22 protein-coding genes and 2 pseudogenes are annotated in these 25,083 nt (G+C 54.1%); 7 read left to right on the plus strand and 17 right to left on the minus strand.

The features are described 5' to 3' along the window. Positions 1 to 19: 19 nt before the first annotated feature. The 5 genes from wzzE to trxA form a co-directional block, all read right to left on the minus strand. Positions 20 to 1,075, minus strand: a complete 1,056-nt coding sequence (wzzE, locus tag ACLRGG_RS12050) for an ECA polysaccharide chain length modulation protein (RefSeq protein WP_416249995.1) — start codon at positions 1,073 to 1,075, stop codon at positions 20 to 22. A 58-nt stretch (positions 1,076 to 1,133) separates the two neighbouring features. Then, positions 1,134 to 2,213 (minus strand): UDP-N-acetylglucosamine--undecaprenyl-phosphate N-acetylglucosaminephosphotransferase, encoded by a 1,080-nt coding sequence (wecA, locus tag ACLRGG_RS12055; protein WP_416249996.1) that lies wholly within the window; start codon positions 2,211 to 2,213, stop codon positions 1,134 to 1,136. Beyond that, on the minus strand, positions 2,210 to 2,473 hold the full coding sequence (locus tag ACLRGG_RS12060; RefSeq protein WP_416249998.1) for a hypothetical protein: 264 nt from the start codon (positions 2,471 to 2,473) through the stop codon (positions 2,210 to 2,212). The genes wecA and ACLRGG_RS12060 overlap by 4 nt, the downstream gene beginning before the upstream one ends. A gap of 46 nt (positions 2,474 to 2,519) precedes the next feature. After that, on the minus strand, positions 2,520 to 3,779 hold the full coding sequence (gene rho, locus ACLRGG_RS12065) for a transcription termination factor Rho (protein WP_067709698.1): 1,260 nt from the start codon (positions 3,777 to 3,779) through the stop codon (positions 2,520 to 2,522). 357 nt (positions 3,780 to 4,136) lie between these two features. Then, a complete protein-coding gene (gene trxA / locus ACLRGG_RS12070; RefSeq protein ID WP_067709696.1) occupies positions 4,137 to 4,469 on the minus strand; it encodes a thioredoxin TrxA in 333 nt (110 codons plus the stop codon). Between the two features lie 117 nt (positions 4,470 to 4,586). Between trxA and rhlB the strand changes: the two genes are divergently transcribed. Together rhlB and gppA are read left to right on the plus strand one after the other, a co-directional pair. Continuing rightward, positions 4,587 to 5,879: an ATP-dependent RNA helicase RhlB gene (gene rhlB / locus ACLRGG_RS12075; protein WP_416249999.1), complete on the plus strand. Its 1,293-nt coding sequence runs from the start codon at positions 4,587 to 4,589 to the stop codon at positions 5,877 to 5,879. Between the two features lie 7 nt (positions 5,880 to 5,886). Beyond that, positions 5,887 to 7,371, plus strand: coding sequence for a guanosine-5'-triphosphate,3'-diphosphate diphosphatase (gene gppA, locus ACLRGG_RS12080; RefSeq protein ID WP_416250014.1), 1,485 nt, complete (start codon positions 5,887 to 5,889; stop codon positions 7,369 to 7,371). A gap of 57 nt (positions 7,372 to 7,428) precedes the next feature. Here gppA and rep read toward each other — a convergent pair whose 3' ends face one another. After that, positions 7,429 to 9,459, minus strand: coding sequence for a DNA helicase Rep (gene rep / locus ACLRGG_RS12085; RefSeq protein WP_416250000.1), 2,031 nt, complete (start codon positions 9,457 to 9,459; stop codon positions 7,429 to 7,431). An 88-nt stretch (positions 9,460 to 9,547) separates the two neighbouring features. Here rep and ppiC point away from each other — a divergent pair, with 88 nt between their 5' ends. Beyond that, positions 9,548 to 9,829, plus strand: a complete 282-nt coding sequence (ppiC, locus tag ACLRGG_RS12090) for a peptidylprolyl isomerase PpiC (RefSeq protein ID WP_034938966.1) — start codon at positions 9,548 to 9,550, stop codon at positions 9,827 to 9,829. A gap of 191 nt (positions 9,830 to 10,020) precedes the next feature. Here ppiC and ACLRGG_RS12095 read toward each other — a convergent pair. Continuing rightward, a pseudogene (locus tag ACLRGG_RS12095) lies at positions 10,021 to 10,370 on the minus strand (transposase domain-containing protein); the annotation flags it as partial. Between the two features lie 509 nt (positions 10,371 to 10,879). On the opposite strand from ACLRGG_RS12095, the gene ACLRGG_RS12100 reads away from it, so the two are divergent. After that, positions 10,880 to 11,959 carry a protein-tyrosine phosphatase family protein gene (locus ACLRGG_RS12100; protein ID WP_416250001.1) on the plus strand — a complete coding sequence of 360 codons (1,080 nt, stop codon included), beginning with the start codon at positions 10,880 to 10,882 and terminating at the stop codon, positions 11,957 to 11,959. 88 nt (positions 11,960 to 12,047) lie between these two features. Here ACLRGG_RS12100 and ACLRGG_RS12105 read toward each other — a convergent pair. Further along, positions 12,048 to 12,485, minus strand: a pseudogene (locus ACLRGG_RS12105) (integrase core domain-containing protein); the annotation flags it as partial. Between the two features lie 17 nt (positions 12,486 to 12,502). Continuing rightward, on the minus strand, positions 12,503 to 13,981 hold the full coding sequence (gene ilvC / locus ACLRGG_RS12110) for a ketol-acid reductoisomerase (protein WP_416250002.1): 1,479 nt from the start codon (positions 13,979 to 13,981) through the stop codon (positions 12,503 to 12,505). A 166-nt stretch (positions 13,982 to 14,147) separates the two neighbouring features. Here ilvC and ilvY point away from each other — a divergent pair, with 166 nt between their 5' ends. Further along, complete coding sequence (ilvY, locus tag ACLRGG_RS12115) at positions 14,148 to 15,029, plus strand: HTH-type transcriptional activator IlvY (RefSeq protein WP_416250003.1); 882 nt, start codon at positions 14,148 to 14,150, stop codon at positions 15,027 to 15,029. 2 nt (positions 15,030 to 15,031) lie between these two features. On the opposite strand, the gene ilvA is transcribed toward ilvY, so the two are convergent. The 6 genes from ilvA to ACLRGG_RS12145 form a co-directional block, all read right to left on the minus strand. After that, complete coding sequence (gene ilvA, locus ACLRGG_RS12120) at positions 15,032 to 16,576, minus strand: threonine ammonia-lyase, biosynthetic (RefSeq protein ID WP_416250004.1); 1,545 nt, start codon at positions 16,574 to 16,576, stop codon at positions 15,032 to 15,034. Between the two features lie 5 nt (positions 16,577 to 16,581). Further along, the gene (ilvD, locus tag ACLRGG_RS12125; RefSeq protein WP_416250005.1) at positions 16,582 to 18,432 is read right to left on the minus strand and encodes a dihydroxy-acid dehydratase; all 1,851 of its coding nucleotides are present in this window, start codon (positions 18,430 to 18,432) and stop codon (positions 16,582 to 16,584) included. A gap of 61 nt (positions 18,433 to 18,493) precedes the next feature. After that, a complete protein-coding gene (locus ACLRGG_RS12130; RefSeq protein ID WP_416250006.1) occupies positions 18,494 to 19,420 on the minus strand; it encodes a branched-chain amino acid transaminase in 927 nt (308 codons plus the stop codon). 17 nt (positions 19,421 to 19,437) lie between these two features. Continuing rightward, a complete protein-coding gene (ilvM, locus tag ACLRGG_RS12135; protein ID WP_416250007.1) occupies positions 19,438 to 19,695 on the minus strand; it encodes an acetolactate synthase 2 small subunit in 258 nt (85 codons plus the stop codon). After that, positions 19,692 to 21,338: an acetolactate synthase 2 catalytic subunit gene (gene ilvG / locus ACLRGG_RS12140; protein WP_416250008.1), complete on the minus strand. Its 1,647-nt coding sequence runs from the start codon at positions 21,336 to 21,338 to the stop codon at positions 19,692 to 19,694. The genes ilvM and ilvG overlap by 4 nt, the downstream gene beginning before the upstream one ends. A gap of 139 nt (positions 21,339 to 21,477) precedes the next feature. Further along, positions 21,478 to 21,576: an IlvGEDA operon leader peptide gene (locus ACLRGG_RS12145; RefSeq protein ID WP_416250009.1), complete on the minus strand. Its 99-nt coding sequence runs from the start codon at positions 21,574 to 21,576 to the stop codon at positions 21,478 to 21,480. A gap of 347 nt (positions 21,577 to 21,923) precedes the next feature. Between ACLRGG_RS12145 and ACLRGG_RS12150 the strand changes: the two genes are divergently transcribed. Then, positions 21,924 to 23,444, plus strand: coding sequence for a YifB family Mg chelatase-like AAA ATPase (locus ACLRGG_RS12150; RefSeq protein WP_416250010.1), 1,521 nt, complete (start codon positions 21,924 to 21,926; stop codon positions 23,442 to 23,444). 150 nt (positions 23,445 to 23,594) lie between these two features. Here ACLRGG_RS12150 and ACLRGG_RS12155 read toward each other — a convergent pair whose 3' ends face one another. Beyond that, positions 23,595 to 23,933: a MaoP family protein gene (locus tag ACLRGG_RS12155; RefSeq protein ID WP_067709670.1), complete on the minus strand. Its 339-nt coding sequence runs from the start codon at positions 23,931 to 23,933 to the stop codon at positions 23,595 to 23,597. Positions 23,934 to 24,054: 121 nt separating this feature from the next. On the opposite strand from ACLRGG_RS12155, the gene hdfR reads away from it, so the two are divergent. Then, the gene (gene hdfR / locus ACLRGG_RS12160; protein ID WP_416250011.1) at positions 24,055 to 24,879 is read left to right on the plus strand and encodes an HTH-type transcriptional regulator HdfR; all 825 of its coding nucleotides are present in this window, start codon (positions 24,055 to 24,057) and stop codon (positions 24,877 to 24,879) included. A gap of 20 nt (positions 24,880 to 24,899) precedes the next feature. On the opposite strand, the gene ACLRGG_RS12165 is transcribed toward hdfR, so the two are convergent. Beyond that, positions 24,900 to 25,083, minus strand: a 184-nt coding sequence (locus tag ACLRGG_RS12165; RefSeq protein WP_416250012.1) for a hypothetical protein, incomplete at its 5' end; no start/stop codon positions are given.

Below are 25,083 nucleotides of genomic sequence, written 5' to 3' on the forward strand. Positions count from 1 at the left end.
TACTCTCTTCGTTCGTCTGTTAGGTCGCTGAATGCGCATTACGCGCCCGACCACGAGGGCGGCGTACCAGAGCAGTCCCTGCACCGGCTAAAGCCCCTACTGCACCCCACATAATCATTAAAAACAGGCGACGAGGGCTGTCGCGTTTTACTGGCTCCTCTGGCGTACGCAAATAGCGATAAGTCTGGAAAGACGCCACCAGAGTTGGGCCGACGTTAAGGGTGGACAACATCGCTCTGTTTTGCAGGTAGTCCAGCTCGTAGCCGGGACCGGTGGCCTGCAAATTCTCCAGCCGCGCCTGTAACAGAGGACGCCCAAGCAGGAAAAGTTCAGAGTCAGGGAGCTGCTCAACCGGCGTGGAGGTCTTCGCCTGCTCAAAACCCTGCTGGCGGGCAATTTTTAACGCCTGCTCTACGCTGTTCACCTGACGCTGGTATATCGCGTTGGCAACCGCCTCCTGCCGCTTCACCTGTGCCTTAAGCTGAATAGTGCGCGCGGCCCAGGCACCGGTTACGTCGTCGTTCAGATGCGTGGCCGCCCGCTGATTGGCAAAGGCAACGTACTGACGCAGCAGCGTATTAGCTTCGGCAGAGGTTTCTGCCACCAGCCTGACCGTGTCACTGACATTTTTGGCCATGTCCGCAGGCTGATACTGAATATTGTTTATCATCTCATCCAGTTTCGTCGCATCGTCGTGCGCATTGCCGGTTTGCCGCTGTTTGTAGTAGGAGGTTTGCAGCCAGAAGTCCCGCCGCGTATCCCAGGCAGAAAGCTGTCGGACAAACTCCTGATACGCCTGATCCATCACCGATGGCGGCGTGACGCTGGCATTGCTGGCATGCGTATCCAGATTATTCAAAAACTGCTGCTGCGAGTAATAGCCGCCCAGCAGATTAACGGTTGGGCGATCGGTAATAGCGGTCGTGCTCCACTGCGGCGTCATCAGCAGCGAGCCGAGAAAGGCCAGCAGCGCCAGCGCCAACGCACCGCCGATAATCCACAGCTTCCCCCTCCACAGGGCGCAGCAAAGGCCGCGAATATCCAGTTCGTTATCGGCAGCATCAGGATGCGTCATACATAATTTTCCTTTTCATCAGCGTATCGGAATCGTGCAATTGCGGCTCAGCGGGTCATTACTGCGCCCTGCGCAGGCGTCTTTTTACTCTTTTGATTAGCCGTGCCACGCGCCATGCCCGCTTGATGCAGTAGCCGTAAAGCATAAATGCCATTAAAAACAGCAGCAGCATGGCCCAGTCCGGGACAAAAGAGAGGGATTCGCCCACCACGCCGACGCCGGCAAGCAGCGTAGCGGCAAGCGTAATTAACAGGCAGGCCTGCCGCGAGGAGAAACCCGCACGCATAATCAGATGATGAATATGCTGACGGTCAGCGGAGAACGGGCTCATGCCCTTACTCAGGCGGCGATACATAATGGCCACCATATCCATTAGCGGGATAGCAATCAGCCATAACGCCGTGACCGGCGTAATCGGATGAGACTGCCCCTGCGTCGCCTCCAGCAGGATCCAGATAATGGTAAAGCCGATTAGCGTGCTGCCTGCATCGCCCATAAACACCTTATACCGGCGACCCAATACGCCAAGATTCAGCAAGATATAGGGCACGATGGCCGCGATCATCGCAAAGCACCACATCGCCAGGCTTTGCTGCCCGTCGAGCAGGAGAATAATGCCCATCGCCAGGAAGGTGACGCAGGAGAGACCGCCCAGCAGCCCGTCAATGCCATCAACCATATTGAAGGCGTTGATGGCAGCCCATACGGCAAACAGCGTCAGCACATAGCCAAACGGCCCGACGATCAGTTCCCAGGGGCCAAAGATATACCCCAGGCTCAGCAGATAGAGCTTACCGAAGGTCATCATCACCACGGCGATGGCCGCCTGGACGATGGCACGGAATTTCACGCTGATATCAAAACGATCGTCAAGCGCACCGACCAGCACCAGCAGGCCCGCGCAGCCGAGATAAAGAACAAAATGAGGGAGATAGTAATTACTGATGACGTAGCTAAAACAGATTCCTGCAAAAACAGAGATGCCGCCAACCAGGGGAACGACGCCCTGATGACGTTTGCGATAGTTAGGCTTATCAACCAGCCCCACCTTTTTAGCTGCTTTACGGGCAAAAAAGAGAAATACCAGTGAAAACAAAAATATTAAGGCAAGCTCTGTACTCATATTGAGTAAATTCACATTAAACAGCTCTCGGCAAAGAATCTCGCAGTGTTATAAGCAACTATTGTGCCATTAAACAACCGCAGATTTCTGATTTCCATTGTGCTTCCCTTCAAAATTCCGTAATGCGCTGAAATTTTATCCTGAAAGGCACCTTTATTTAATTCTCCGGTAGCTGAATATCGTATAACCCACAAACGAAAAACGCCACGTTTGAACGTGGCGTTGCCCGAGTTTTCTTTTTGCCTTTGACCGCCCATAAAGTTCAAAGCGGCCATAATGACACCTGTCAGCGGCCAGTGACCGCCGTACAGGCGAAACGCGTTATGAGCGTTTCATCATATCGAAGAACTCATCGTTAGTTTTCGTCATAGCCAGTTTGTTAATGAGGAACTCCATGGCGTCAATTTCACCCATTGGATGGATGATTTTGCGCAGGATCCACATTTTCTGCAGTTCTTCCGAGCTGGTAAGCAGCTCTTCTTTACGCGTACCGGAACGATTGTAGTCAATCGCGGGGAACACACGCTTCTCGGCGATTTTACGCGCCAGATGCAGTTCCATATTACCGGTACCCTTAAATTCTTCGTAAATCACTTCGTCCATTTTTGAACCGGTATCGACCAGCGCTGTCGCGATGATGGTCAGGCTTCCGCCCTCCTCAACGTTACGTGCCGCGCCGAAGAAGCGTTTTGGACGATGCAGGGCGTTCGCATCCACACCACCGGTAAGCACTTTACCGGAAGCCGGTACGACGGTGTTGTAAGCACGGGCCAGACGGGTAATGGAGTCCAGCAGGATGATCACATCTTTTTTGTGCTCAACCAGGCGCTTAGCTTTCTCAATTACCATCTCCGCAACCTGAACGTGGCGTGACGCTGGTTCGTCAAAGGTAGAAGCAATGACTTCACCCTTAACCAGACGCTGCATCTCGGTCACTTCTTCCGGACGCTCGTCAATCAGCAGCACCATCAGTACGCAGTCTGGGTGATTATAGGCGATGCTCTGCGCGATATTTTGCAGCAGCATGGTTTTACCGGCTTTAGGCGGTGCGACGATCAGACCGCGCTGTCCGCGACCGATTGGCGACGCCAGATCCAGTACGCGAGCGGTTAAATCTTCAGTCGAACCGTTGCCGCGCTCCATCCGCAGGCGTGAATTCGCATGCAGTGGGGTTAAGTTTTCAAACAGGATCTTGTTACGCGCATTTTCCGGCTTATCGTAGTTAACTTCGTTAACTTTCAGCAGGGCAAAATAACGCTCACCTTCTTTCGGCGGACGGATCTTGCCGGAAATGGTGTCACCTGTGCGGAGGTTAAAGCGCCGAATCTGGCTGGGGGAAACGTAAATATCGTCAGGGCCGGCGAGGTAGGAGCTGTCTCCAGAGCGGAGGAAACCAAATCCATCCTGCAATATCTCCAGTACGCCATCGCCGAAAATATCTTCGCCGCTTTTTGCATGTTGCTTAAGGATGGAGAAAATGATGTCCTGCTTACGCAGACGCGCCAGGTTTTCCAGCCCCATATTTTCGCCGAGTATTATCAGGTCAGAAACCGGCGTATTTTTTAGTTCGGTAAGATTCATAATGGTGGGTTCTTAAACTCGGGGTAAATCTCGAAATGTTTGTCGTAAGTGGAATGGCGAAAAATCCATGCCTGTTAATGGCACTCTTGTCTGGGTCCGCTCGATGATTACGTGCAGGATAACGCAAATCTGAGACGAGGAGACGGTAAGGACAAGACGCCGGAAATGCTGATGATGCTAACCGTCAGATTGCTGAATATCTGTAAGATTTAGATGAAAACAGTGTTCAACAAGGAGTAAAACTTAGAGTCTTAGTACAGGTAAGTACATAGTGCAGTAGAAGTAAGTTAGCACGCTTAATGGCTTGCGTCCAGCGCAGAGCTGAAATTTCGCTCTCTGCCGGACGCAGCCAGTTTGTCAGCCCAGATTCGCGTTCAGGAATTCTTTAAGCTGACCTTTAGAGAGTGCGCCAACTTTGGTCGCGGCCACTTCACCATCCTTAAACAGCAGCAAGGTAGGAATACCGCGAATACCATACTTTGGTGCCGTGCCCGGATTATCGTCGATATTCAGTTTGGCGATTGTCAGCTTGCCGTCGTACTCTTCGGCGACTTCATCAAGAATGGGGGCGATCATTTTGCAAGGGCCACACCACTCTGCCCAGAAGTCGACCAGCGTCAAACCTTCTGCTTTTAATACGTCGGTTTCGAAGCTGTCATCGGTCAGGTGAACAATTTTATCGCTGCTCATGTCTTACTCCAAAAGATTATGCCTGGCTGGTTGGCGTAAAATCTGCCAACTTAGGTTGACTTTATTTCACCGGATACGCTTTCGTAAAGCAATAGTAAGCTGATATTCTACCACACTATGAGCAAAACACACTTAACTGAACAGAAGTTTTCCGACTTCGCCCTGCACCCTCAGGTAATTGAAGCCCTTGAAACTAAAGGCTTTCATAACTGCACGCCTATACAGGCGCTCGCACTACCTTTCACCCTTCAGGGGCGTGATGTAGCGGGACAGGCGCAAACCGGTACCGGCAAAACGATGGCGTTTCTGACGTCAACGTTCCATCATCTTCTTTCTCACCCTGCACCTGTTGGTCGCCAGACTAATCAGCCACGCGCGCTGATCCTGGCGCCAACGCGCGAATTAGCCGTGCAAATTCATGCAGATGCTGAACCGCTGACCCAGGCTACCGGCCTGAAGCTGGGGCTGGCCTATGGCGGCGACGGCTACGACAAACAGCTTAAGGTGCTGGAAAGCGGCGTTGATATCCTGATTGGCACGACCGGTCGGCTGATTGATTACGCCAAACAGAATCACGTTAACTTAGGTGCGATTCAGGTTGTTGTGCTCGACGAAGCCGATCGTATGTTCGATCTCGGCTTTATCAAAGATATTCGCTGGCTGTTCCGTCGCATGCCTGCGGCTAATCAGCGGCTGAATATGCTCTTTTCCGCCACCCTCTCCTTCCGCGTTCGCGAACTGGCGTTCGAAAATATGAACAACGCCGAGTATGTGGAAGTTGAGCCGGAGCAGAAAACCGGGCACCGTATCAAAGAAGAACTTTTCTATCCGTCTAACGAAGAAAAAATGCGTCTTCTGCAAACGCTGCTGGAAGAAGAGTGGCCCGATCGGGCGATTATTTTCGCCAATACCAAGCATCGCTGTGAAGATATCTGGGGCCATCTGGCCGCCGATGGCCATCGCGTTGGCCTGCTAACCGGCGATGTGGCTCAGAAAAAGCGTCTGCGCATTCTGGACGACTTTACCAAAGGAGATGTGGATATTCTGGTCGCCACCGACGTTGCCGCGCGTGGCCTGCATATTCCCGCCGTTACCCACGTCTTTAACTATGACCTGCCGGACGATCGCGAAGACTACGTGCACCGTATTGGACGCACCGGTCGCGCAGGGGCCAACGGGCACTCCATCAGCCTGGCCTGTGAAGAGTACGCGCTGAATCTGCCGGCGATTGAAGAGTATATCGGCCACAGCATTACCGTCAGCCGCTACAACAGTGACGCGTTAATGACCGATCTTCCGCCGCCTAAGCGCCTGACGCGTCACCGCTCTGGCAATGGGCCTCGCCGCGGTGGCAATAACAACCGTCGCAGCGGCGCGCCGCGTAATAGTAACCGTAAACGATCGGGATAAGCCTGCCATGCTGAGCGCGTCATCACTTTATGCAGCAATAGATCTGGGATCAAACAGCTTCCATATGTTGGTGGTGCGCGAGGTTGCCGGAGGCATCCAGACGGTGGCGCGCATTAAGCGCAAAGTGCGTCTGGCCGCTGGCCTCGACAGTGACAGCCATCTCTCCGACGAGGCCATGGCCCGCGGCTGGCACTGCCTCCGGCTCTTTTCAGAGCAGCTACAGGACATTCCGCCGACGCAAATCCGCGTGGTGGCAACCGCCACCCTGCGTCTCGCCGCCAATGCGGGCGCCTTTTTGCAAACGGCGCAGCACATTCTCGGTTGCCCGGTCAACGTTATCAGTGGCGAAGAGGAAGCCCGTCTGATTTATCAGGGGGTGGCCCATACCACTGGCGGCCCGGATAAGCGCCTGGTGGTGGACATTGGCGGCGGCAGCACCGAACTGGTCACGGGCAGCGGATCGCAAACGACCTCCCTGTTTAGCCTGCCGATGGGCTGTGTCACCTGGCTGGAGCGCTACTTTGCCGATCGCCATTTGGGTAAAGTAAATTTCGAGCAGGCAGAACGGGCGGCGCGCGACATGATCCGCCCTGTTGCCAATTCCCTTTGCGAACAGGGATGGCAGGTATGCGTGGGGGCGTCCGGCACCGTTCAGGCGTTGCAGGAGATCATGATGGCGCAGGGCATGGATGAGCACATTACGCTGAGTAAACTGCAACAGCTCAGACAGCGCGCCATTCAGTGCGGCAAGCTGGAAGAGCTGGAGATTGAAGGCCTGACGCTTGAGCGTGCGCTGGTGTTTCCCAGTGGGTTGTCGATCCTGATTGCGATTTTTAATGAGCTGAACATTAGCAGTATGACGCTGGCCGGGGGGGCGCTGCGTGAAGGCCTGGTATACGGCATGCTGCATCTGCCGGTCGATCGCGATATCCGCAGTCGTACGCTGCGCACTATCCAGCGCCGGTTTGCCATTGATGCAGACCAGGCCGATCGCGTACGCCAGCTGGCTGAAAGTTTTGCCCGGCAGGTCGGTGAGAGCTGGAAACTGGATGAACGATGTAGGGAACTGCTCGACAGCGCCAGTCAGATTCATGAAATCGGACTTAGCATAGATTTCAAACAGGCCCCTCAGCATGCCGCTTATCTGATCCGCCATCTCGACCTGCCAGGCTTTACGCCCGCCCAGAAGAAACTTATCGCCACACTGCTAAAAAACCAGGCTAACAGCATCGATCTGGCGCTGCTGAGCCAGCAAAATGCGGTGCCACCGCGCATGGCAGAGCGCCTGTGCCGTCTGCTGCGGCTGGCGATTATTTTTGCCAGCCGACGCCGTGACAACACGCTGCCAGCGATCAAACTGGACGCCGATGAGGACAATCTGAGCGTGACGCTACCCGATGGCTGGCTGGAGGCGCACCCGCTTCGCGCTGAACTGCTGGAGCAGGAGTGCCACTGGCAAAGCTACGCCCACTGGTGCCTGACCATCACCTGACAGGATAAGCCTCCCCTGTTCCTCCTTTAGCCGTCAGAGTCAGAATCCGGCTCCCTGTCAGGAACTCGCGTTCCCCTTCGCTTTTTCCAGCATGGCTTTAAGACCGGCGACGCGGCTCTGCCCCGTTTGCATTCGCTGTTGCGGACTGACCACCTTCCGCTCGGTTTCCCAGTTCAGATCATCCTGCGGAAGCTCAAGCAGAAAGCGGCTGGGTTCAGGACGAATCAGTTCACCGTACTGGCGCCGTTCGCGACAGAGCGTAAAAGTCAGCTCCTTCCGGGCGCGGGTGATACCCACATAGGCCAGTCGGCGCTCCTCCTCAACGTTATTCTCATCAATGCTGCTCTGATGCGGCAGCAGTCCTTCCTCCATCCCCACCAGATAGACATAGGGGAATTCCAGGCCTTTAGAGGCATGCAGCGTCATTAGCTGTACCTGGTCGGACTCTTCATCGCTTTCGCCCCGCTCCATCATATCGCGCAGCGTAAAACGGGTAACCACCTGGGTTAACGTCATTGGCTCATCAATATCGCTGCCTTCCAGCATTTCGGACATCCACTGGAACAGCGTGTTGACGTTTTTCATCCGCATTTCAGCGGCTTTCGGGCTGGCGGAGGTTTCGAACAGCCAGCTTTCGTAATCGACACCGCGGATCAAATCGCGCACGGCGTTCACCGGCTCTCGTTCCGCCAGCTGAGCGATCTCCCGGAGCCAGCCGGTAAAGCGCTGCAACGATTCCAGCCCCCTTCCCGATAGCGTCTGCTCCAGCCCGATATCAAAGCTGGCGCTGAACAGGCTTTTGTTACGGTGCATCGCCCACTCGCCCAGCTTCTGGAGCGTTGCTGAGCCAATTTCACGTCTCGGCGTGTTTACAATGCGCATAAACGCGCTGTCGTCGTCGGCGTTGGTCAGCACCCGCAGATAGGCCAGCAGATCCTTGATCTCCGGCCGGGAGAAAAAAGATGTGCCGCCGGAAATATGGTACGGGATGCGGTTCTGCATCAGCATCTTTTCAAAGACGCGGGACTGATGGTTACCGCGATAGAGGATCGCGTAATCCTTATACTGGGTTTTATTGACAAAGTGGTGGGCGATTAGCTCGCCGATCACCCGTTCTGCCTCATGATCTTCCTGATTGGCCGTCACCACTTTCAGTTCGGCACCGTAGCCCAGCTCGGAAAAAAGGCGCTTTTCGAAGACGTGAGGATTATTGGCAATCAGAATGTTGGCCGCTTTCAGGATGCGTTCAGAGGAACGATAGTTCTGCTCAAGCTTGATCACCTGTAGCGCAGGGAAATCCTCCTTCAGCAGCACCAGATTTTGCGGCCTGGCGCCGCGCCAGGAGTAGATTGACTGGTCGTCATCACCAACCACGGTAAAGCGGGCTCGCGCGCCCACCAGCAGTTTCACCAGCTCATACTGGCTGGTATTGGTATCCTGATATTCATCCACCAGCAGATAGCGAATACGCTGTTGCCAGCGCTCAAGTACCTCGGTATTACGCTGGAACAACAGGGTAGGCAGCAGAATTAAATCATCAAAATCCAGCACGTTACAGGATTTAAGATGCCGATCGTACAGGCCGTAGCAGTGCGCAAACAGCCGGTCGCGATCGGTAAGCGCGGCGGCCGCCGCGCGGGAGGGATCCATCAGATCGTTTTTCCAGTTTCCGATCGTCGAAATCAACTGTTGCAGCAGGTTTTTATCGTTTTCCAGCCACTCTTCCGTTAAATCCTTCAGCAGGGCAAGCTGATCCTGGTCATCAAACAGTGAGAAGTTCGATTTCATTCCCAGGGCGGCGTACTCACGCTTGATAATTTCCAGGCCCAGCGTATGGAAGGTGGAGATGGTCAGGCCGCGTGCCTCTTTACGCCCGAGCGTCTGCGCCACGCGCTCTTTCATTTCCCGCGAGGCCTTATTGGTAAAGGTTACCGCAGCAATGTGTCTGGCCTGATAGCCGCATTCGCGGATCAGGTGGGCGATTTTGTTGGTGATAACGCGCGTTTTCCCCGATCCCGCCCCGGCTAATACCAGACAGGGTCCGGTAACAAATTCGACGGCGTGTTGCTGGCCAGGATTAAGACGCATAAGGAAGTCGCTCGATGAAATGACAGAGGGAAAGAAATCACAGCGTGGTAGTATAGCCAGCAGCATCCATACGACTCAAGGTACGATCATGGCAAAAACCGCAGCAGCACTGCATATCCTTGTAAAGGAAGAGAAACAAGCGCAGGACATTCTGGCACAGCTGGAACAGGGCGCCGATTTTGAAAAGCTGGCGAAGAAGCACTCCATTTGCCCATCGGGCAAAAAGGGTGGGCATCTGGGCGAGTTTAAACAGGGCGCAATGGTCCCCGCTTTTGATAAAGTAGTGTTTTCCTGCCCGCTTATCACCCCTTATGGCCCACTGCATACTCAGTTCGGTTACCACATCATCAAGGTGCTGTACCGTAACTAATCGGTTCGCGATGCCGTTGGCAAAAAAACCACTGAAATGAAGTGAACCCCGAAAGTTGGACACCCAGCGATTAGGGGTCTTCTGTTTTTATGGCCAGAAAAAAGTTCTCACCAGAATTTAGGCCGCAGGTTGTTGCTCATTACCTCAACTGAACCGCCCTGGTTTTCTGGAGAGTTTTTTGTCTGGGACAGTCAGGCTGCCAGAACCCTATTCCCGATGGAAGCATAATATGCCTGTTCCGCTTCTGCCGGCAGGATGTGACGCAGCCTTTCCAGCAGGCGGCTGTTGTTCTATCCGTCCAACCACGTCAGCGTGGCAAGCTTAACTTCTGCCCGGGTTTTCCAGCTCTGACGGTGAATCAGCCCCGCTTTGAAAAGTCCGTTGATGTTTTCTGCCATCGCGTTGTCGCAGTCGTCACCGGTACTGTCTGTTGACGCCAGCAGCTCTGCATCCTTAAGCCGCTGCCTGTAGGCCAGCGACACATACTGAGAACCTTTATCTGAGTGATGGAAGTGCCAGCGGGGCGTCTTGCCCACAGCGCCGCTCACGTCGCAGGCGTGCTACGTTCTGTAGAGACTACAGTCTGATAAGGAATGGTTGCGGAGAAGTATTTGTCATCTGCAGCTATTTCATCCCATTTTTCAAATGAGATTTGACCGTTTTTAGAAAGAAACCAGCATAAACATAATTGTATCATATAAATGATATTTTTAATATTTACCTAATAGAGGTATAAGTATATGCCAAACTTAATATATAAATCACATTCTCGCCTGGTGAAAATTGGCAAGGCTCTCAAATTTGAAAAGCCGCGTCAAATAAATCTTTTTTTCATCTGCTTTGGGCGGTAATATTTTTAAGGTTACAAATTATGATGGTAGGAGTTTTGTTATGGCTATGCCCCGTGATAACTCCTCCTGTATTGAGGGTTTGGCGGCCCGAAAATCAGAAGAAAATTCAATTAATAAAGCCTTTTCTAGTTTAGTGATTGAGTGGAGTTTTAGCGAGATACTAGTAAATCTTTAACTCTTCAACCCAGAGGGTAATGACATGATTAAAGTTAACACACCCATGCTCTACATTAAAGCTCATCTATTCAAGAGTACCCTGTCAGCAGTTAGATTGGCCGAAGAAAATAAAAGCCCTGAGAACGTTTGTTTTGCCAAAAGGTTACTTGAGGTGAAAAATAGGCCTGATAATCTAAAGCTAAATAAATCGGTTAGTTATAATAATATGGTAATGAAGTGTTCAGCGAAGTATGCGGATCTTCTTTCCCGCGCGAACGCTTGTTTTCCGGCGCTACCACGCAAAGATTACGTTACGGATAATGATGTGGTAACCCAGTATGATAAGATAAATAAGCTTGCACAATCTTTTCAGTATATCAACGTTCCGAATATCCAGCGTTACGAAGATATCGGTACAGCGGCATGTTCGCAGATTCGAACATCAAATGGCACGGCTATGCCAGCAAACAAGATTGCGATTAACGGTAGAGAAATTGCAATGCGCTGCCAGTATCCCCAGGCTAATTATATGGCCGAGCATTGCCGAATGTTGCTGGAACAAAAACCAGCAGTGGTCGTCGTGTTATCATCATCAGAAGATATCGCTGCAAAAAAACTACCTATGTATTTTTGCGAGGATAAAAATTATGATGGCATCCAGGTTACCACCAGGACAAGGGTTAAAAGTAAAACAAGAATGAAAAAAAATACAAGACTTGGTGACCTGATTTTAAATCATCACCAAATGACAATCGATGATGGGCAGAAGGCAAAGACGCTTTCAGTTATACATGTGACAAACTGGCCTGACAGAACCACCATCAACGTGAACGAATTAAATAAATTGACTCATTATGTTAAAAGTAAAATCAGCGAAAAATGTGCGGAAAACAGTCATCTCAGTGCAAAGCCGTTAATTCACTGCAATGCCGGGGTTGGTCGCACCGGTACGTTAATCGGGGCAATGGCATTAGCTGATAATACCAATCAACGAAGCGTTGAAGACATTGTTCTCGATATGCGAAAAACTGGTTCTGACAAGATGGTGCAAACCTTAGGGCAATACCAAACGCTATGCGACTTTAATGAGATGTTAAGGACGCCAAAGCGGGCGGAAACGTGATATTGTCGAATATTCAGGATGCTACGCGTAGTCAGAGAGCGTAGCGCCCTTACGGTAAGTGTCAAGGTAGTTGGCACCCCTGGTTGATTCAGGCTGCCTGTTTTTCCCGCTCTGGATTCAACATAACCTCATCTACCGGCTGCCAGTTCCGTGTCCTGCCAGACCAACGTTCAGGGATTCAGGGCGTTGCGCTTTTGCCATCTGGTACACGTCATCCCGCTTCTTCAGCACCGTGTCATCTTCGCCCCGGTGCCTTTGGCCTGGCGTTACGTACCTGATGCCGCTATGTCGATGCGTTTCGTTATACCACCGGGTAAAACTCTCTACCCATTCACGCGCATCATCTAACTTGCCGCACCCCCGATGATGGCCACTGCGGCATATCTTTCAGCGTCCTGAACAATAACTCCACATACGCGTCGTCGTTACTGACCCCTGGCCGGCTGTGAAACGGCGTTATTGCCAACTCATGCAGCTTCATCTGCAACGGCTGCGATTTCATCACCGCCCCATTATCCGCATGCAGCCGGTCAGCCTGCGCCATTAACCGGCTACGGCAATGCGCTTCATATCCGTCATGTAGCCGCGCAGCTTGCGTCCTACGGCTTCAATAGGGTGCTGGCGGATGGCTTCGTTTACATCGCGCAGCTGGGCGTTGTCGACGGTGGCGGAGACCGCCGCAGATTTACCCAAATCGCCCGCCTGGAGGGTGGTCATAAACTCTTTCAGCAGCGGCACCGCAGCATAGGAGAACAGATAGTTGCCGTATTCGGCTGTGTCTGAAATAACCACGTTCATTTCGTACAGGCGCTTACGGGCAATGGTGTTGGCGATCAGCGGCAGTTCATGCAGTGACTCGTAGTAGGCAGACTCTTCAATGATCCCCGCATCAACCATGGTCTCAAACGCCAGCTCAACGCCCGCTTTCACCATCGCAATCATCACCACGCCTTCATCGAAATAATCCTGCTCGGCTATCTTACCTTCAAACTGCGGTGCCGTTTCGAACGCGGTTTTACCGGTCTCTTCACGCCAGCCCAGCAGCTTTTTGTCATCATTCGCCCAGTCGGCCATCATGCCGGAAGAGAATTCACCGGAGATGATGTCATCCATATGCTTCTGAAACAGCGGAGCCATAATGGTTTTCAGCTGTTCAGAGAGCGCAAATGCGCGCAGCTTAGCGGGATTAGACAGGCGATCCATCATCAGGGTGATCCCGCCCTGCTTCAGCGCTTCAGTAACGGTTTCCCAGCCAAACTGAATCAGTTTCTCAGCGTAAGCCGCATCGGTACCTTCAGCCACCAGCTTGTCAAAGCAGAGCAGAGAGCCTGCCTGCAGCATGCCGCACAGGATAGTCTGCTCGCCCATCAGATCGGATTTCACTTCGGCAACGAAGGAGGATTCCAGCACGCCCGCACGATGGCCACCGGTCGCCGCCGCCCAGGCTTTGGCGATCGCCATGCCTTCGCCTTTCGGATCGTTTTCCGGGTGAACAGCAATCAGCGTTGGAACGCCGAAACCACGCTTGTACTCTTCACGCACTTCAGTGCCCGGACATTTCGGCGCAACCATCACCACGGTGATGTCTTTACGCACCTGCTCGCCAACTTCAACGATATTAAAACCGTGAGAGTAGCCCAGCGCCGCGCCATCTTTCATCAGCGGCTGAACGGCGCGAACTACGGAGGTGTGCTGCTTGTCTGGCGTCAGGTTAACCACCAGGTCAGCCTGCGGGATCAGCTCTTCGTAAGTACCCACTTTGAAACCGTTTTCGGTCGCTTTGCGCCAGGAGGCACGTTTTTCAGCGATGGCTTCAGCCCGCAGCGCATAGGCGATATCAAGGCCGGAATCGCGCATGTTAAGACCCTGGTTCAGGCCCTGAGCGCCGCAGCCAACGATTACCACTTTTTTGCCTTTCAGGTAGCTGGCTTCATCCGCGAACTCATCGCGCATCATAAAGCGACATTTGCCTAATTGCGCCAGCTGATTGCGCAGGTTGAGTGTGTTGAAATAGTTAGCCATGGGTACTCCGTATGAGGTTGTGTTTCGCATTTTATTTATCAGTGTAGCCGCGTCCCGGCTCACCCTGTCTGTTCCCCATCATATGACAGGAAATGTATTGCTGAAATTGATATATTAACAATATCATGTTGCATAAAATGCAACGTTAAAACGAGGCCTTAAGCCGATGGATCTGCGTGACCTTAAGCTGTTTCTTCACCTTGCCGAAAGCCGCCATTTTGGCCGCAGCGCCCGAGCCATGCACGTCAGCCCGTCGACGCTGTCGCGACAGATCCAGAGGCTGGAGGAAGATCTCGGCCAGCCGCTTTTCCTGCGTGATAATCGCACCGTTACGCTGACCGATGCGGGTGAGGAACTGCGCCATTTCGCCCAGCAGACGCTGCTGCAATACCAGCAGCTTCGCCATACTATCGGCCAGCATGGGCCGTCGCTCAGCGGCGAGCTAAAGCTGTTCTGTTCGGTGACGGCGGCCTACAGCCATCTGCCGCCGATCCTGGATCGCTTCCGTGCCGAACATCCCCTTGTTGAAATCAAACTGACCACTGGCGATGCGGCAGATGCCGTGGACAAAGTGCAGGGCACCGAGGCGGACATTGCTATTGCTGGTCGTCCGGCAACCCTGCCTGCCAGCATCGGCTTTATGCCGCTGGGGCTCATCCCGCTGATCCTGATAGCGCCGGCGCTACCCTGTCCGGTACGCAGCCAGGCCACCCAGCCTGACCCGGACTGGTCGCAAATTCCGTTTATTCTGCCGGACCAGGGGCCTGCCCGGCAGCGCATCGACCTGTGGTTCCGCCGCCAGCGCATTCCTAATCCGCTGATTTACGCTACCGTTTCCGGCCACGAAGCCATTGTTTCGATGGTGGCACTGGGCTGCGGCATAGCGCTGCTGCCGGATGTGGTGCTGGAAAACAGCCCGGAGCCGATACGCAATCGCATTCTCGAACTGGACAACGTCGAGATGGTCGCCCCCTTTGAGCTAGGCATCTGCGTACAGAAGAAACGGCTCAACGAACCGCTTATCGACGCGTTCTGGAGCCTGATGTAAACCTAACCCGCCAGGAAGAAGCGAAACGCAGGGTTACTGGTTTCATCATGGAAATCGTAACCCAGCGCCGCCAGATGCTCCGCAAACTGCGGTTCATTGTCGCTCAGTTCAAAAGCCGCCAGGACGCGACCATAATCGGTGCCGTGGCTGCGATAGTGGAACAGCGAAATATTCCAGTGTGTCCCCAGCGTTTGCAGGAAGCGCAGAAGCGCGCCAGGCGCTTCGGGAAATTCAAAGCTGAACAGCTTCTCCCGCAGGGGTTTTCCAGGCCGCCCGCCCACCATATAGCGGACGTGAAGCTTGGCCATCTCATCATCGGAGAGATCGACCACCTTGTAACCGCCCGCTTCAAGCTGATGCAGGATTTCGCTGCGCTCTTCCAGACCACGCGACAGCCGTACGCCGACAAAAATGCAGGCGCTATCCGGGCTGGCATAGCGATAGTTGAACTCAGTAACCGCGCGGCCGCCGAGGAGCTGGCAGAATCGCAGAAAGCTCCCCTGCTGCTCAGGGATGGTGACCGCCAGCAGCGCTTCGCGCTGTTCCCCCAGCTCACAGCGTTCTGATACATAACGTAAAGCATGGAAGTTAACGTTAGCACCTGACAGCACGTGGGCCAGGCGCTCACCGTTGATCTGGTGCTGCTGGATATATTTTTTCATGCCCGCCAGCGCCAGCGCCCCTGAGGGTTCCGCTATGGCACGCGTATCCTCAAACAGGTCCTTCACCGCCGCGCAGATCGCGTCACTGTCCACGGTGACGATGTCGTCCAGGTACTGCTGACAGAGCCGAAAGGTTTCGCTGCCGATACGCCTGACTGCCACGCCCTCAGCAAATAGCCCGACGCGGGACAGATCGACCGGTTCACCGGCCTCAAGCGCGGCTTTCAGGCAGGCAGAATCCTCCGCCTCGACGCCGATCACTTTGATCTGCGGCATCAGCTGTTTGATCAGCACCGCCACGCCCGCCGCCAGGCCGCCACCGCCCACCGGCACAAAAACGCGATCGATATGCGCATCCTGCTGGAGCAGCTCCATGGCCAGCGTGCCCTGACCGGCAATAACCATGGGATGATCGAACGGCGGGATGAAGGTGTAGCCGCTCTGCTCCGCCATTTCGAGGGCTTTCGCCCTCGCCTCGTCGAAATTGGCACCAAACAGATAGGCCTCACCGCCAAATGCCCTTACCGCCTCAACTTTGATATCGGCGGTCGTCACCGGCATTACGATCAACGATTTTATCCCCAGACGCGTTGCCGACAGCGCTACGCCCTGGGCATGGTTGCCTGCCGACGCGGTGACGACACCCGCCGCCCGCTGCTGCGCATTAAGGGAGGCAATCATGGCATACGCGCCGCGCAGCTTGAAGCTGTGCACCGGCTGCCTGTCTTCGCGCTTCACCAGAATCGTATTACCCAGCCGGGAAGAGATCTTCTCCATTTTTTGCAACGGAGTGACCTGCGCCACCTCATAAACGGGGGAACGCAGAACCGCGCGCAGATACTCAGCCCCACAGGGCTGAGCGGATAGCGGTTGAGATTCAGCCATAACCATTAGCCTCCCAGCTTGCTCTTATCCCGTACGGCACCTTTATCCGCGCTGGTTGCCAGCAAGGCATAAGCGCGCAGGGCGAAGGAGACTTCACGTTCACGACCGTGAGGGGTATAGGCGGCGTCTCCGCGCGCTTCTTCCTCTTCACGACGGGCATGCAGCTCGTTATCCGGCACGTCCAGCCTGATACTGCGCTGAGGAATATCGATATCGATGATGTCGCCGTCCTTCACCAGCGCAATGGTGCCGCCGCTCGCCGCCTCCGGTGACGCATGTCCGATGGAAAGGCCGGAGGTCCCGCCCGAGAAGCGGCCATCGGTGATCAGTGCGCAGCTTTTGCCCAGCCCCATTGATTTCAGGTAGGTGGTGGGATAAAGCATTTCCTGCATGCCTGGTCCGCCTTTTGGCCCTTCGTAGCGGATCACAACCACGTCACCGGCAACAACCTTACCGCCGAGAATTGCGGCAACCGCATCATCCTGGCTTTCATAAACTTTCGCCGGGCCGCGGAAGGTGTGGCTCTCTTTCTCCACGCCGGCGGTTTTAACGATGCAGCCGTCTTCAGCCATGTTGCCATACAGAACTGCCAGCCCACCGTCCTGACTGAATGCAAACTCACGCGAGCGAATGCAGCCCTCCTGGCGGTCATCATCCAGCGTTTCCCAGCGGGTATCCTGTGAAAATGCCTTAGTGGTGCGGATGCCTGCCGGGCCGGCACGAAACATTTTTTTCACCGCTTCGTCCTGGGTCAGCACAATGTCGTACTGATCCAGCGTCTCCTGCAGGCTCAGGCCCAGCACATTTCTGACGCTGTTATCCATCAGGCCCGCACGGCTCAGCTCGCCCAGAATACCCATCACGCCACCGGCACGGTGTACGTCTTCCATATGGTATTTCTGAGTACTTGGCGCCACCTTACACAGATGCGGAACCTTGCGTGACAGGCGATCAATATCGGAGATATTAAAGTCGATGTCACCCTCCTGCGCGGCGGCCAGCAGGTGCAGCACGGTATTGGTCGAGCCGCCCATGGCGATATCCAGCGTCATGGCATTTTCAAACGCCGCCTTACTGGCGATGCTGCGCGGCAGCACGCTTTCGTCATCCTGCTCGTAGTACCGTTTCGCCAGGCCAACAATGCGCCTTCCGGCGTTCAGGAACAGATCTTTGCGGTCAGCATGAGTGGCCAGCAGCGAGCCGTTCGCGGGCTGAGACAGGCCCAGCGCTTCGGTCAGGCAGTTCATTGAGTTGGCGGTAAACATCCCTGAACAGGAGCCGCAGGTCGGACAGGCTGAACGCTCTATTTGGTCGCTGTCGGCATCGCTGACGTTCGGATTCGCACCCTGAATCATCGCATCGACCAGATCCAGCTTGATGATTTTATCCGAGAGCTTCGTTTTACCGGCCTCCATCGGGCCGCCGGAAACGAAGATCACCGGAATGTTTAAACGCAGGGAAGCCATCAGCATCCCCGGGGTGATTTTGTCGCAGTTTGAGATACAGACCATAGCATCCGCACAGTGTGCGTTAACCATGTACTCTACCGAGTCGGCAATCAGTTCACGTGAAGGCAAAGAGTAGAGCATGCCGCCGTGGCCCATCGCAATGCCATCATCCACCGCGATAGTGTTGAACTCTTTTGCCACACCGCCGGAGGCTTCAATCTCTTCAGCGACCAGTTTTCCCAGGTCGCGCAGATGAACGTGACCCGGCACAAACTGCGTAAAGGAGTTAACCACCGCAATAATCGGCTTGCCGAAATCGTCATCGGTCATACCGGTGGCACGCCAGAGGGCGCGGGCTCCGGCCATATTACGGCCATGGGTGGTGGTAGCGGAACGGTACTTAGGCATGCTCATACTCCAGAATAAGAGAGTGCACGGGCATCAACTGATGCCCGTATTAATCGAATTGTTATGGGTTAACCGGATCCAGCCAGCCCCATTTGTCTTCGGTTTCGCCAGTAAACAGGCCAAAGAAGGCCGACTGGATACGACCGGTAACCGGGCCGCGTTTGCCCTCACCAACCTGGATACCATCCACGCTGCGTACCGGGGTAATTTCAGCCGCCGTACCGGACATAAATACTTCATCGGCCAGGTAGAGAGATTCGCGCGACAGCACCTGCTCGCGCACTTCGATTCCCCTATCTTTTGCCAGCTTAATAATGGCATCGCGGGTGATGCCCGGCAGCGCTGAAGAGGTGAAAGGTGGCGTAAACAGAATGCCGTCTTTCACTTCAAACAGGTTTTCGCCCGCCCCTTCAGAGATGTAACCCTGCGTATCCAGCGCAATGCCTTCCTGATACCCGTGACGACGCGCTTCACTGCCGACCAGCAATGAGGAGAGGTAGTTACCGCCCGCTTTTGCCGCCGTCGGCAGGGTGTTAGGCGCCACGCGATTCCATGAAGAGACCATCGCGTCAATGCCCTGCTCCAGGGCTTCAGCGCCCAGGTAAGCGCCCCACGGGAAGGCGGCAATAATTACGTCAGTTTCGTAGCCATCCGGCGGGTTCACGCCCAGACCTACGTCACCCACAAACACCAGCGGACGGATATAAGCGCTTTTCAGTTTGTTGACCCGCAGCACCTCGCGACAGGCTTCCATCAGTTCATCCACGCTCTGGCTGACCGGGAAACGATAGATTTTTGCCGAATCGTGCAGACGCTGCATATGTTCACGGTGACGGAAGACGACCGGGCCTTTATGCGAGTCGTAGCAGCGGACACCTTCAAACACCGAGGTGCCGTAATGTAGCGCATGGGACATCACGCTGACTTTCGCCTCTTCCCATTTAACCATCTCGCCATTGAACCAAATAAAGTCAGCTTTCTTTGTCATTCTTATTTCCTTTGCGCTCAGGCGCTTATTTGTTGTGTTGTCTGTTGTTGGATCTGGACGCTCGCGACATCCATCAATTTTGTTAACTGCGTTGACAGTAGTTCGACCGGACGGAGGCTGGCAACGATCATTTCAATATTAATATTGTCGCTACCCGTTTCTGTCGCCATGTTCATGGTGCAGATCTGAAAGCCACGGTGGCGGATCACGCGTAAAATGCGCTCCAGTATTTCGGGTCGGAAACGCGCTTCGATAGACAATTGATGCTGCATCATGAGGTTTTCTCCATCATATGTTCGTTACTGGCGCCAGGCGGCACCAGAGGCCAGACGTTTTCATGTTCGTCTATGGCGACATGGAGCAGGTAAGGCCCTTCACTCTGTAGCAAAGCGTCTAATGCCGCATTGACCTCATCTTTACGGGTAATCCGCTGGCCGGGTATATCGAAGGCGCTGGCCAGGGTCAGAAAATCGGGATTGTCAGATAAATTCGTTTCGCTGTAGCGCTCAGAGAAGAACAGCTCCTGCCACTGGCGAACCATTCCTAAGCGTTGGTTATCCAGCAGCACGATCTTCACCGGCAGTTTTTTTCGCTTAATCGTACCCAGCTCCTGCACGTTCATCATGAACGAGCCATCGCCAGAGACACAGATAACCGTATCATCAGGACGCGCAACCTGAGCGCCGACGGCAGCGGGCAGGCCAAAGCCCATAGTTCCCAACCCGCTGGAGGTGATGAAGTTTTCGGGGCGGGTGTGGTTTATATGCTGGGCGGCCCACATCTGATGCTGGCCAACGTCAGTGGTCACGACCGCGCTGTGGGGTTTACGGTCGGAAAGCTGCTTCAGGAACAGCGGAGCGAAGATGGCATCACCCGGATGATCGTAGCGCCAGCCATGCCCGGCCTTCAGTGCCTGCACATGCTCACGCCAGGCGTCGATTTCAACCGGGTGATAGAGGTCTGGCAACAGCTTATTGAGGTCACCGCGCAGGGCAATATGCGCCCGACGCAGCTTGTTGAGTTCGGCAGGATCGACATCCATATGGATGACGCGCGCATGGGGGGCGAACGCGTTAAGTTTTCCCGTTACGCGATCATCGAAGCGGGCGCCTACGGCGATTAGCAGATCGCACTGTTGCACCGCCAGGTTGGCCGCTTTTGTTCCATGCATCCCTAACATGCCCAGATAGCAGGGATCGTGACTGTCTGGCGACCCCAGGCCCTTAAGCGTGGCGACGACAGGAATGCCGCTCTCCTTAGCGAAGGCGCGCAGGGCATTTACGGCACCCGCCATACCTACGCCTCCCCCAACATACAGCACCGGCTTTTCCGCCTGGGCCAGCATAGCGCGCGCCTGCTGTAATGCCTGATGAGGGTGTTCTGCCTCGGCTTCAACCGGAACAAGGTGGGCGGTAAGGTCGCCGCTGGCCAGCTGGATATCTTTCGGAATGTCGATCAGTACGGGGCCAGGGCGGCCGGATGCGGCGATAGCAAATGCCTCAGCCATGATTTCCGGCAGCTCATGGAGTGACTGAACCAGAAAGCTGTGCTTCGTGCAGGAGAGGGACATGCCCAGCACGTCGATTTCCTGAAAAGCATCGGTTCCGATCACGGCGGTAGAAACCTGTCCCGTAATGGCAACCAGTGGCACCGAGTCCAGCATCGCATCCGCCAGGCCCGTAATCAGGTTAGTGGCACCGGGACCTGAAGTTGCGATACAGACGCCCACTTTACCGGTCGCCCGGGCATAGCCAATGGCAGCCATAGCAGCGCCCTGTTCATGGCGGCAAAGTAGGTGTTCGACGCCACCATCATAGAGCGCGTCATAGACCGGCATAATCGCACCTCCGGGATAGCCGAAAACTGTTTCGACACCCTGCGTACGCAACGATTGAACCACCCACTGAGCACCATTCATAGTTATTTCCCCGCCTCTTGTGGGGAACAACAGCATTTTATTCTACTGTTCATTGTCTGTTCCTCTTCGTTGATAAGTTGCCAAAAAAAAACCCCCGGACCTTTCGGTGCGGGGGTTCTTTCGAAATCAGGCTTGATTTTTAAGCCTTTCTTCCTCCGAGCGTAGCCCCGCACGGCGTGATAATAATCACGACGACGTTAATGAGGACCAGGCTTAGGACGCGTAGGAGGGCTTTCATTTGTATTCTGTATATTCGCTTGTTCGAAGTAATGCCTACAGAGTTATCACAGTTTCTGCGGGTCTTTCAACTTTTTTTACGTTTTTATTTTAGTCAGCCAGAAGACATTTCCAGAAAAAGCCACATTTTTCAGTAAATAAGCACACTGTGAAAATTATTCATTACTCACACGCCGTAATGCATCGTGCGGCGGTTGGATGTGTTGATTAACGTGATGCGTTGTGAAGATCGTCATGTAATGATGCGAAGAGGGGTAAAAATTTTTCAGCGTTGCCCGGTGAAATAGATCTTTGGGCTCGTTTTGTGCCAAACATGGGTGCAGGGTATGGCGTCTTAAAGGAGATGATATGTCGCTATCCATAGCCTGTACCCGTGCCGCAATAGGCGTAGATGCCCCTCTGGTATCCGTAGAAGTTCATCTGAGTAACGGTCTGCCCGCGCTGGTGCTGGTCGGCCTGCCCGAAACCACGGTCAAAGAAGCGCGCGAGCGTGTGCGAAGTGCAATCCTTAACTGTGGCTTCACCTTCCCTGCCAGGCGGATCACCGTCAACCTGGCACCGGCAGACCTGCCTAAAGAGGGCGGACGTTACGATCTCCCCATTGCTATTGCCATTCTGGGCGCCTCTGAACAGATTCCTGCGGACAAACTGAGCCAATATGAATTCCTGGGCGAACTGGCGCTTACAGGCGCTCTGCGAGGCGTACAGGGCGCAATCCCGGCGGCTCTGGCGGCTTCAGCTGCTCAACGCCAGCTCATTCTCTCTACTGATAACCTGAGCGAGGTGGGATTGATCAAAAACGGCAATAGCTTAACTGCCGGGCATTTGCTTGAGGTATGTGCCTTCCTCCATGGGCAGTCACCACTTGGGGAAGCACAATATACCCAGCAGGATACTCTGCCTCAGAGCGAAGATTTACAGGACATTATCGGTCAGCAGCAGGCTAAACGGGCGCTTGAAATTACCGCTGCGGGTGGACATAACCTGCTGCTGATAGGGCCCCCCGGCACCGGGAAGACCATGCTCGCCACCAGGCTCAACGGATTAATGCCCCCGCTGAGCGACGCAGAAGCACTTGAAAGCGCTGCGATCACCAGCCTTTCCAGTCTCGGCGCAATGCGGCGACAGTGGCGTCAGCGCCCTTTCCGTTCGCCTCACCATACTTCATCACGCTATGCCCTGGTAGGTGGCGGCTCAATTCCCAAACCCGGAGAGATTTCACTCGCTCATCACGGCGTACTTTTTCTGGATGAGCTTCCCGAGTTTGACCGAAAGACGCTTGAAGCACTGAGGGAACCCCTTGAGTCGGGCGAGATTTGTATTTCGCGAGCACGTGCCCGGGTGACTTACCCTGCCCGCTTTCAACTGGTCGCCGCAATGAATCCCAGCCCCGGTGGTCATTACCACGGCCCTCATAATCTCTGCACCCCGCAGCAAACGTTACGCTATCTGAATCGTCTGTCCGGCCCTTTCCTCGACCGTTTTGACCTTTCACTGGAAGTTCCACTGCTCCCCTCAGGCACCCTGAGTCATCCGCCTGTCGCGCGCGAAGGAAGCGAAGTCGTCCGTATAAGGGTGCTGGCGGCACGGGATAAGCAGATGATGAGGGGAGGAAAAATCAATGCACATCTAAATCCTCCTGAGATTCATCAATACTGTCAGCTGCAGCGGCAGGATGCATTGTGGCTGGAGGAGGTACTTAATCAGCTGGGACTGTCTGTACGGGCTTGGCAGCGCATCTTAAAAGTGGCCAGAACCATTGCCGATCTCGCGGGCGATGAAGAGCTTCAGCGCGCACATCTGCAGGAAGCGGTAAGTTATCGGGGCATTGACCGGTTGCTTATACACCTGAATAAAAGTCTGGAGTAGCACCATCCGCTCCCTTAATGCTAACCTGAAGTAGAACCCTCTGCCGCGCCCGGCCAGTTCAGCAGGACGCACCTGGACTTGAACACAGTGGGTTACGCGATACGGACCTAAGCTCAGGCGTAAAAAAAGGGCCTTTTCAGGCCCTTTCTCTTAATCGTCGCTGTCCGTATAATCCTCAGCCCCTTCCGCTTGAGGCTTACCGCCTGAAAGGGTATGAAAACGTTTAGGACGCTTGATACGCGACATGTATTTCGACCAGACGCGCTCTGCTTCGGTTTGTGGCTCGCGAATACCGCGACACACTTCAATGAACAGACGCTCTTCTTCCGTCACAGGTTCACGCTTTACCAGATCCAGCTCGTTAAAAGCGTAACCATAACGCTCAAGCAGCTGGGCCTCTTTGATTGTGAAATCACCGTGACGGGAAAAACCGCGTGGATAATGTTTGTTATCAAAAAAACGATTTGTTGTTGCGAAGCTTTCCGCCATTTTACACGCTCCTAACTCTTTTATGGCCGTGCTATTTATGGCGCGGAGTATTAGATACGCTTGACAGAGTGTAAAACAAAACATTTAAATCATAACGACAAATGTTTTTTAGGAGATGGCCGTGGATACGGAATTATTAAAGACCTTTCTTGAAGTGAGCAGAACCCGCCACTTTGGACGTGCCGCTGAAGCGCTCTATCTCACTCAATCTGCCGTTAGCTTTCGCATCAGGCAGCTTGAAACCCAGCTGGGCGTGGATCTTTTCACCCGCCACCGTAATAATATCCGGCTGACGTCGGCAGGCGAACGCCTTCTTCCCTACGCCGAAAGCCTGATGAGCACCTGGATGATGGCAAAGAAAGAGGTGTCACATACGCCGCAGCACCATGAACTGTCGATTGGAGCCAGCGCTTCGCTGTGGGAAGCCTATCTTACGCCCTGGCTGCAGACGCTTTACGAGAGCCGCGAGAGTCTTCACCTTGAAGCGCGTGTGGCACAGCGTCATCTGCTGGTGAAACAGCTTCATGAGCGCCAGTTAGACCTGTTGATCACTACCGAAGCGCCCAAAATGGACGAGCTGACCAGTCAGCAAATTGGTCATATCTCGCTCACGCTGTTTTGTTCTCAACAATCTGGCAGGCGGGAGAAATATGATTATATCAAGCTGGAATGGGGGGCAGATTTTCATCAGCATCAAAGCTATATGGCCGGCGCGGATGATGTTCCGGTTCTGACTACCACCTCCGCTCATCTGACGCGCCAGCTCCTGCATACCACCGGGGCCTGCGCCTTTTTACCCGATTTCTGGCAGAACGAATATGCCGATCTCATCGTAATGCCAGATACGCCCGTTGCAGTAAGGCCACTGTATGCTGTTTGGTTACAAAACAGCGACCAGCAATCACATATTCGTCAGCTGCTGGCCTGCCCGGTCAATACGGAGTGATGCATAACTAACAGATTCAATTACTGATGGCCAGTAATACTGGTCATTGCTACCCGGAGCAGATTGCAGGTAGCAGGTAGCAGGTAGCAGGTAGCAGGTAGCAGGTAGCAGGTAGCAGGTAGCAGGTAGCAGGTAGCAGGTAGCAGGGTACTATATATAGAGGGAGAGAAGGTAAAAAGCAAAGGAGGAGAGAGGAGAGAGGAG

The sequence above is a fragment of the Erwinia sp. PPS120 genome (assembly GCF_047918655.1).
In the GTDB taxonomy this organism is placed as follows: Bacteria; Pseudomonadota; Gammaproteobacteria; order Enterobacterales; family Enterobacteriaceae; genus Erwinia; species Erwinia tasmaniensis_A.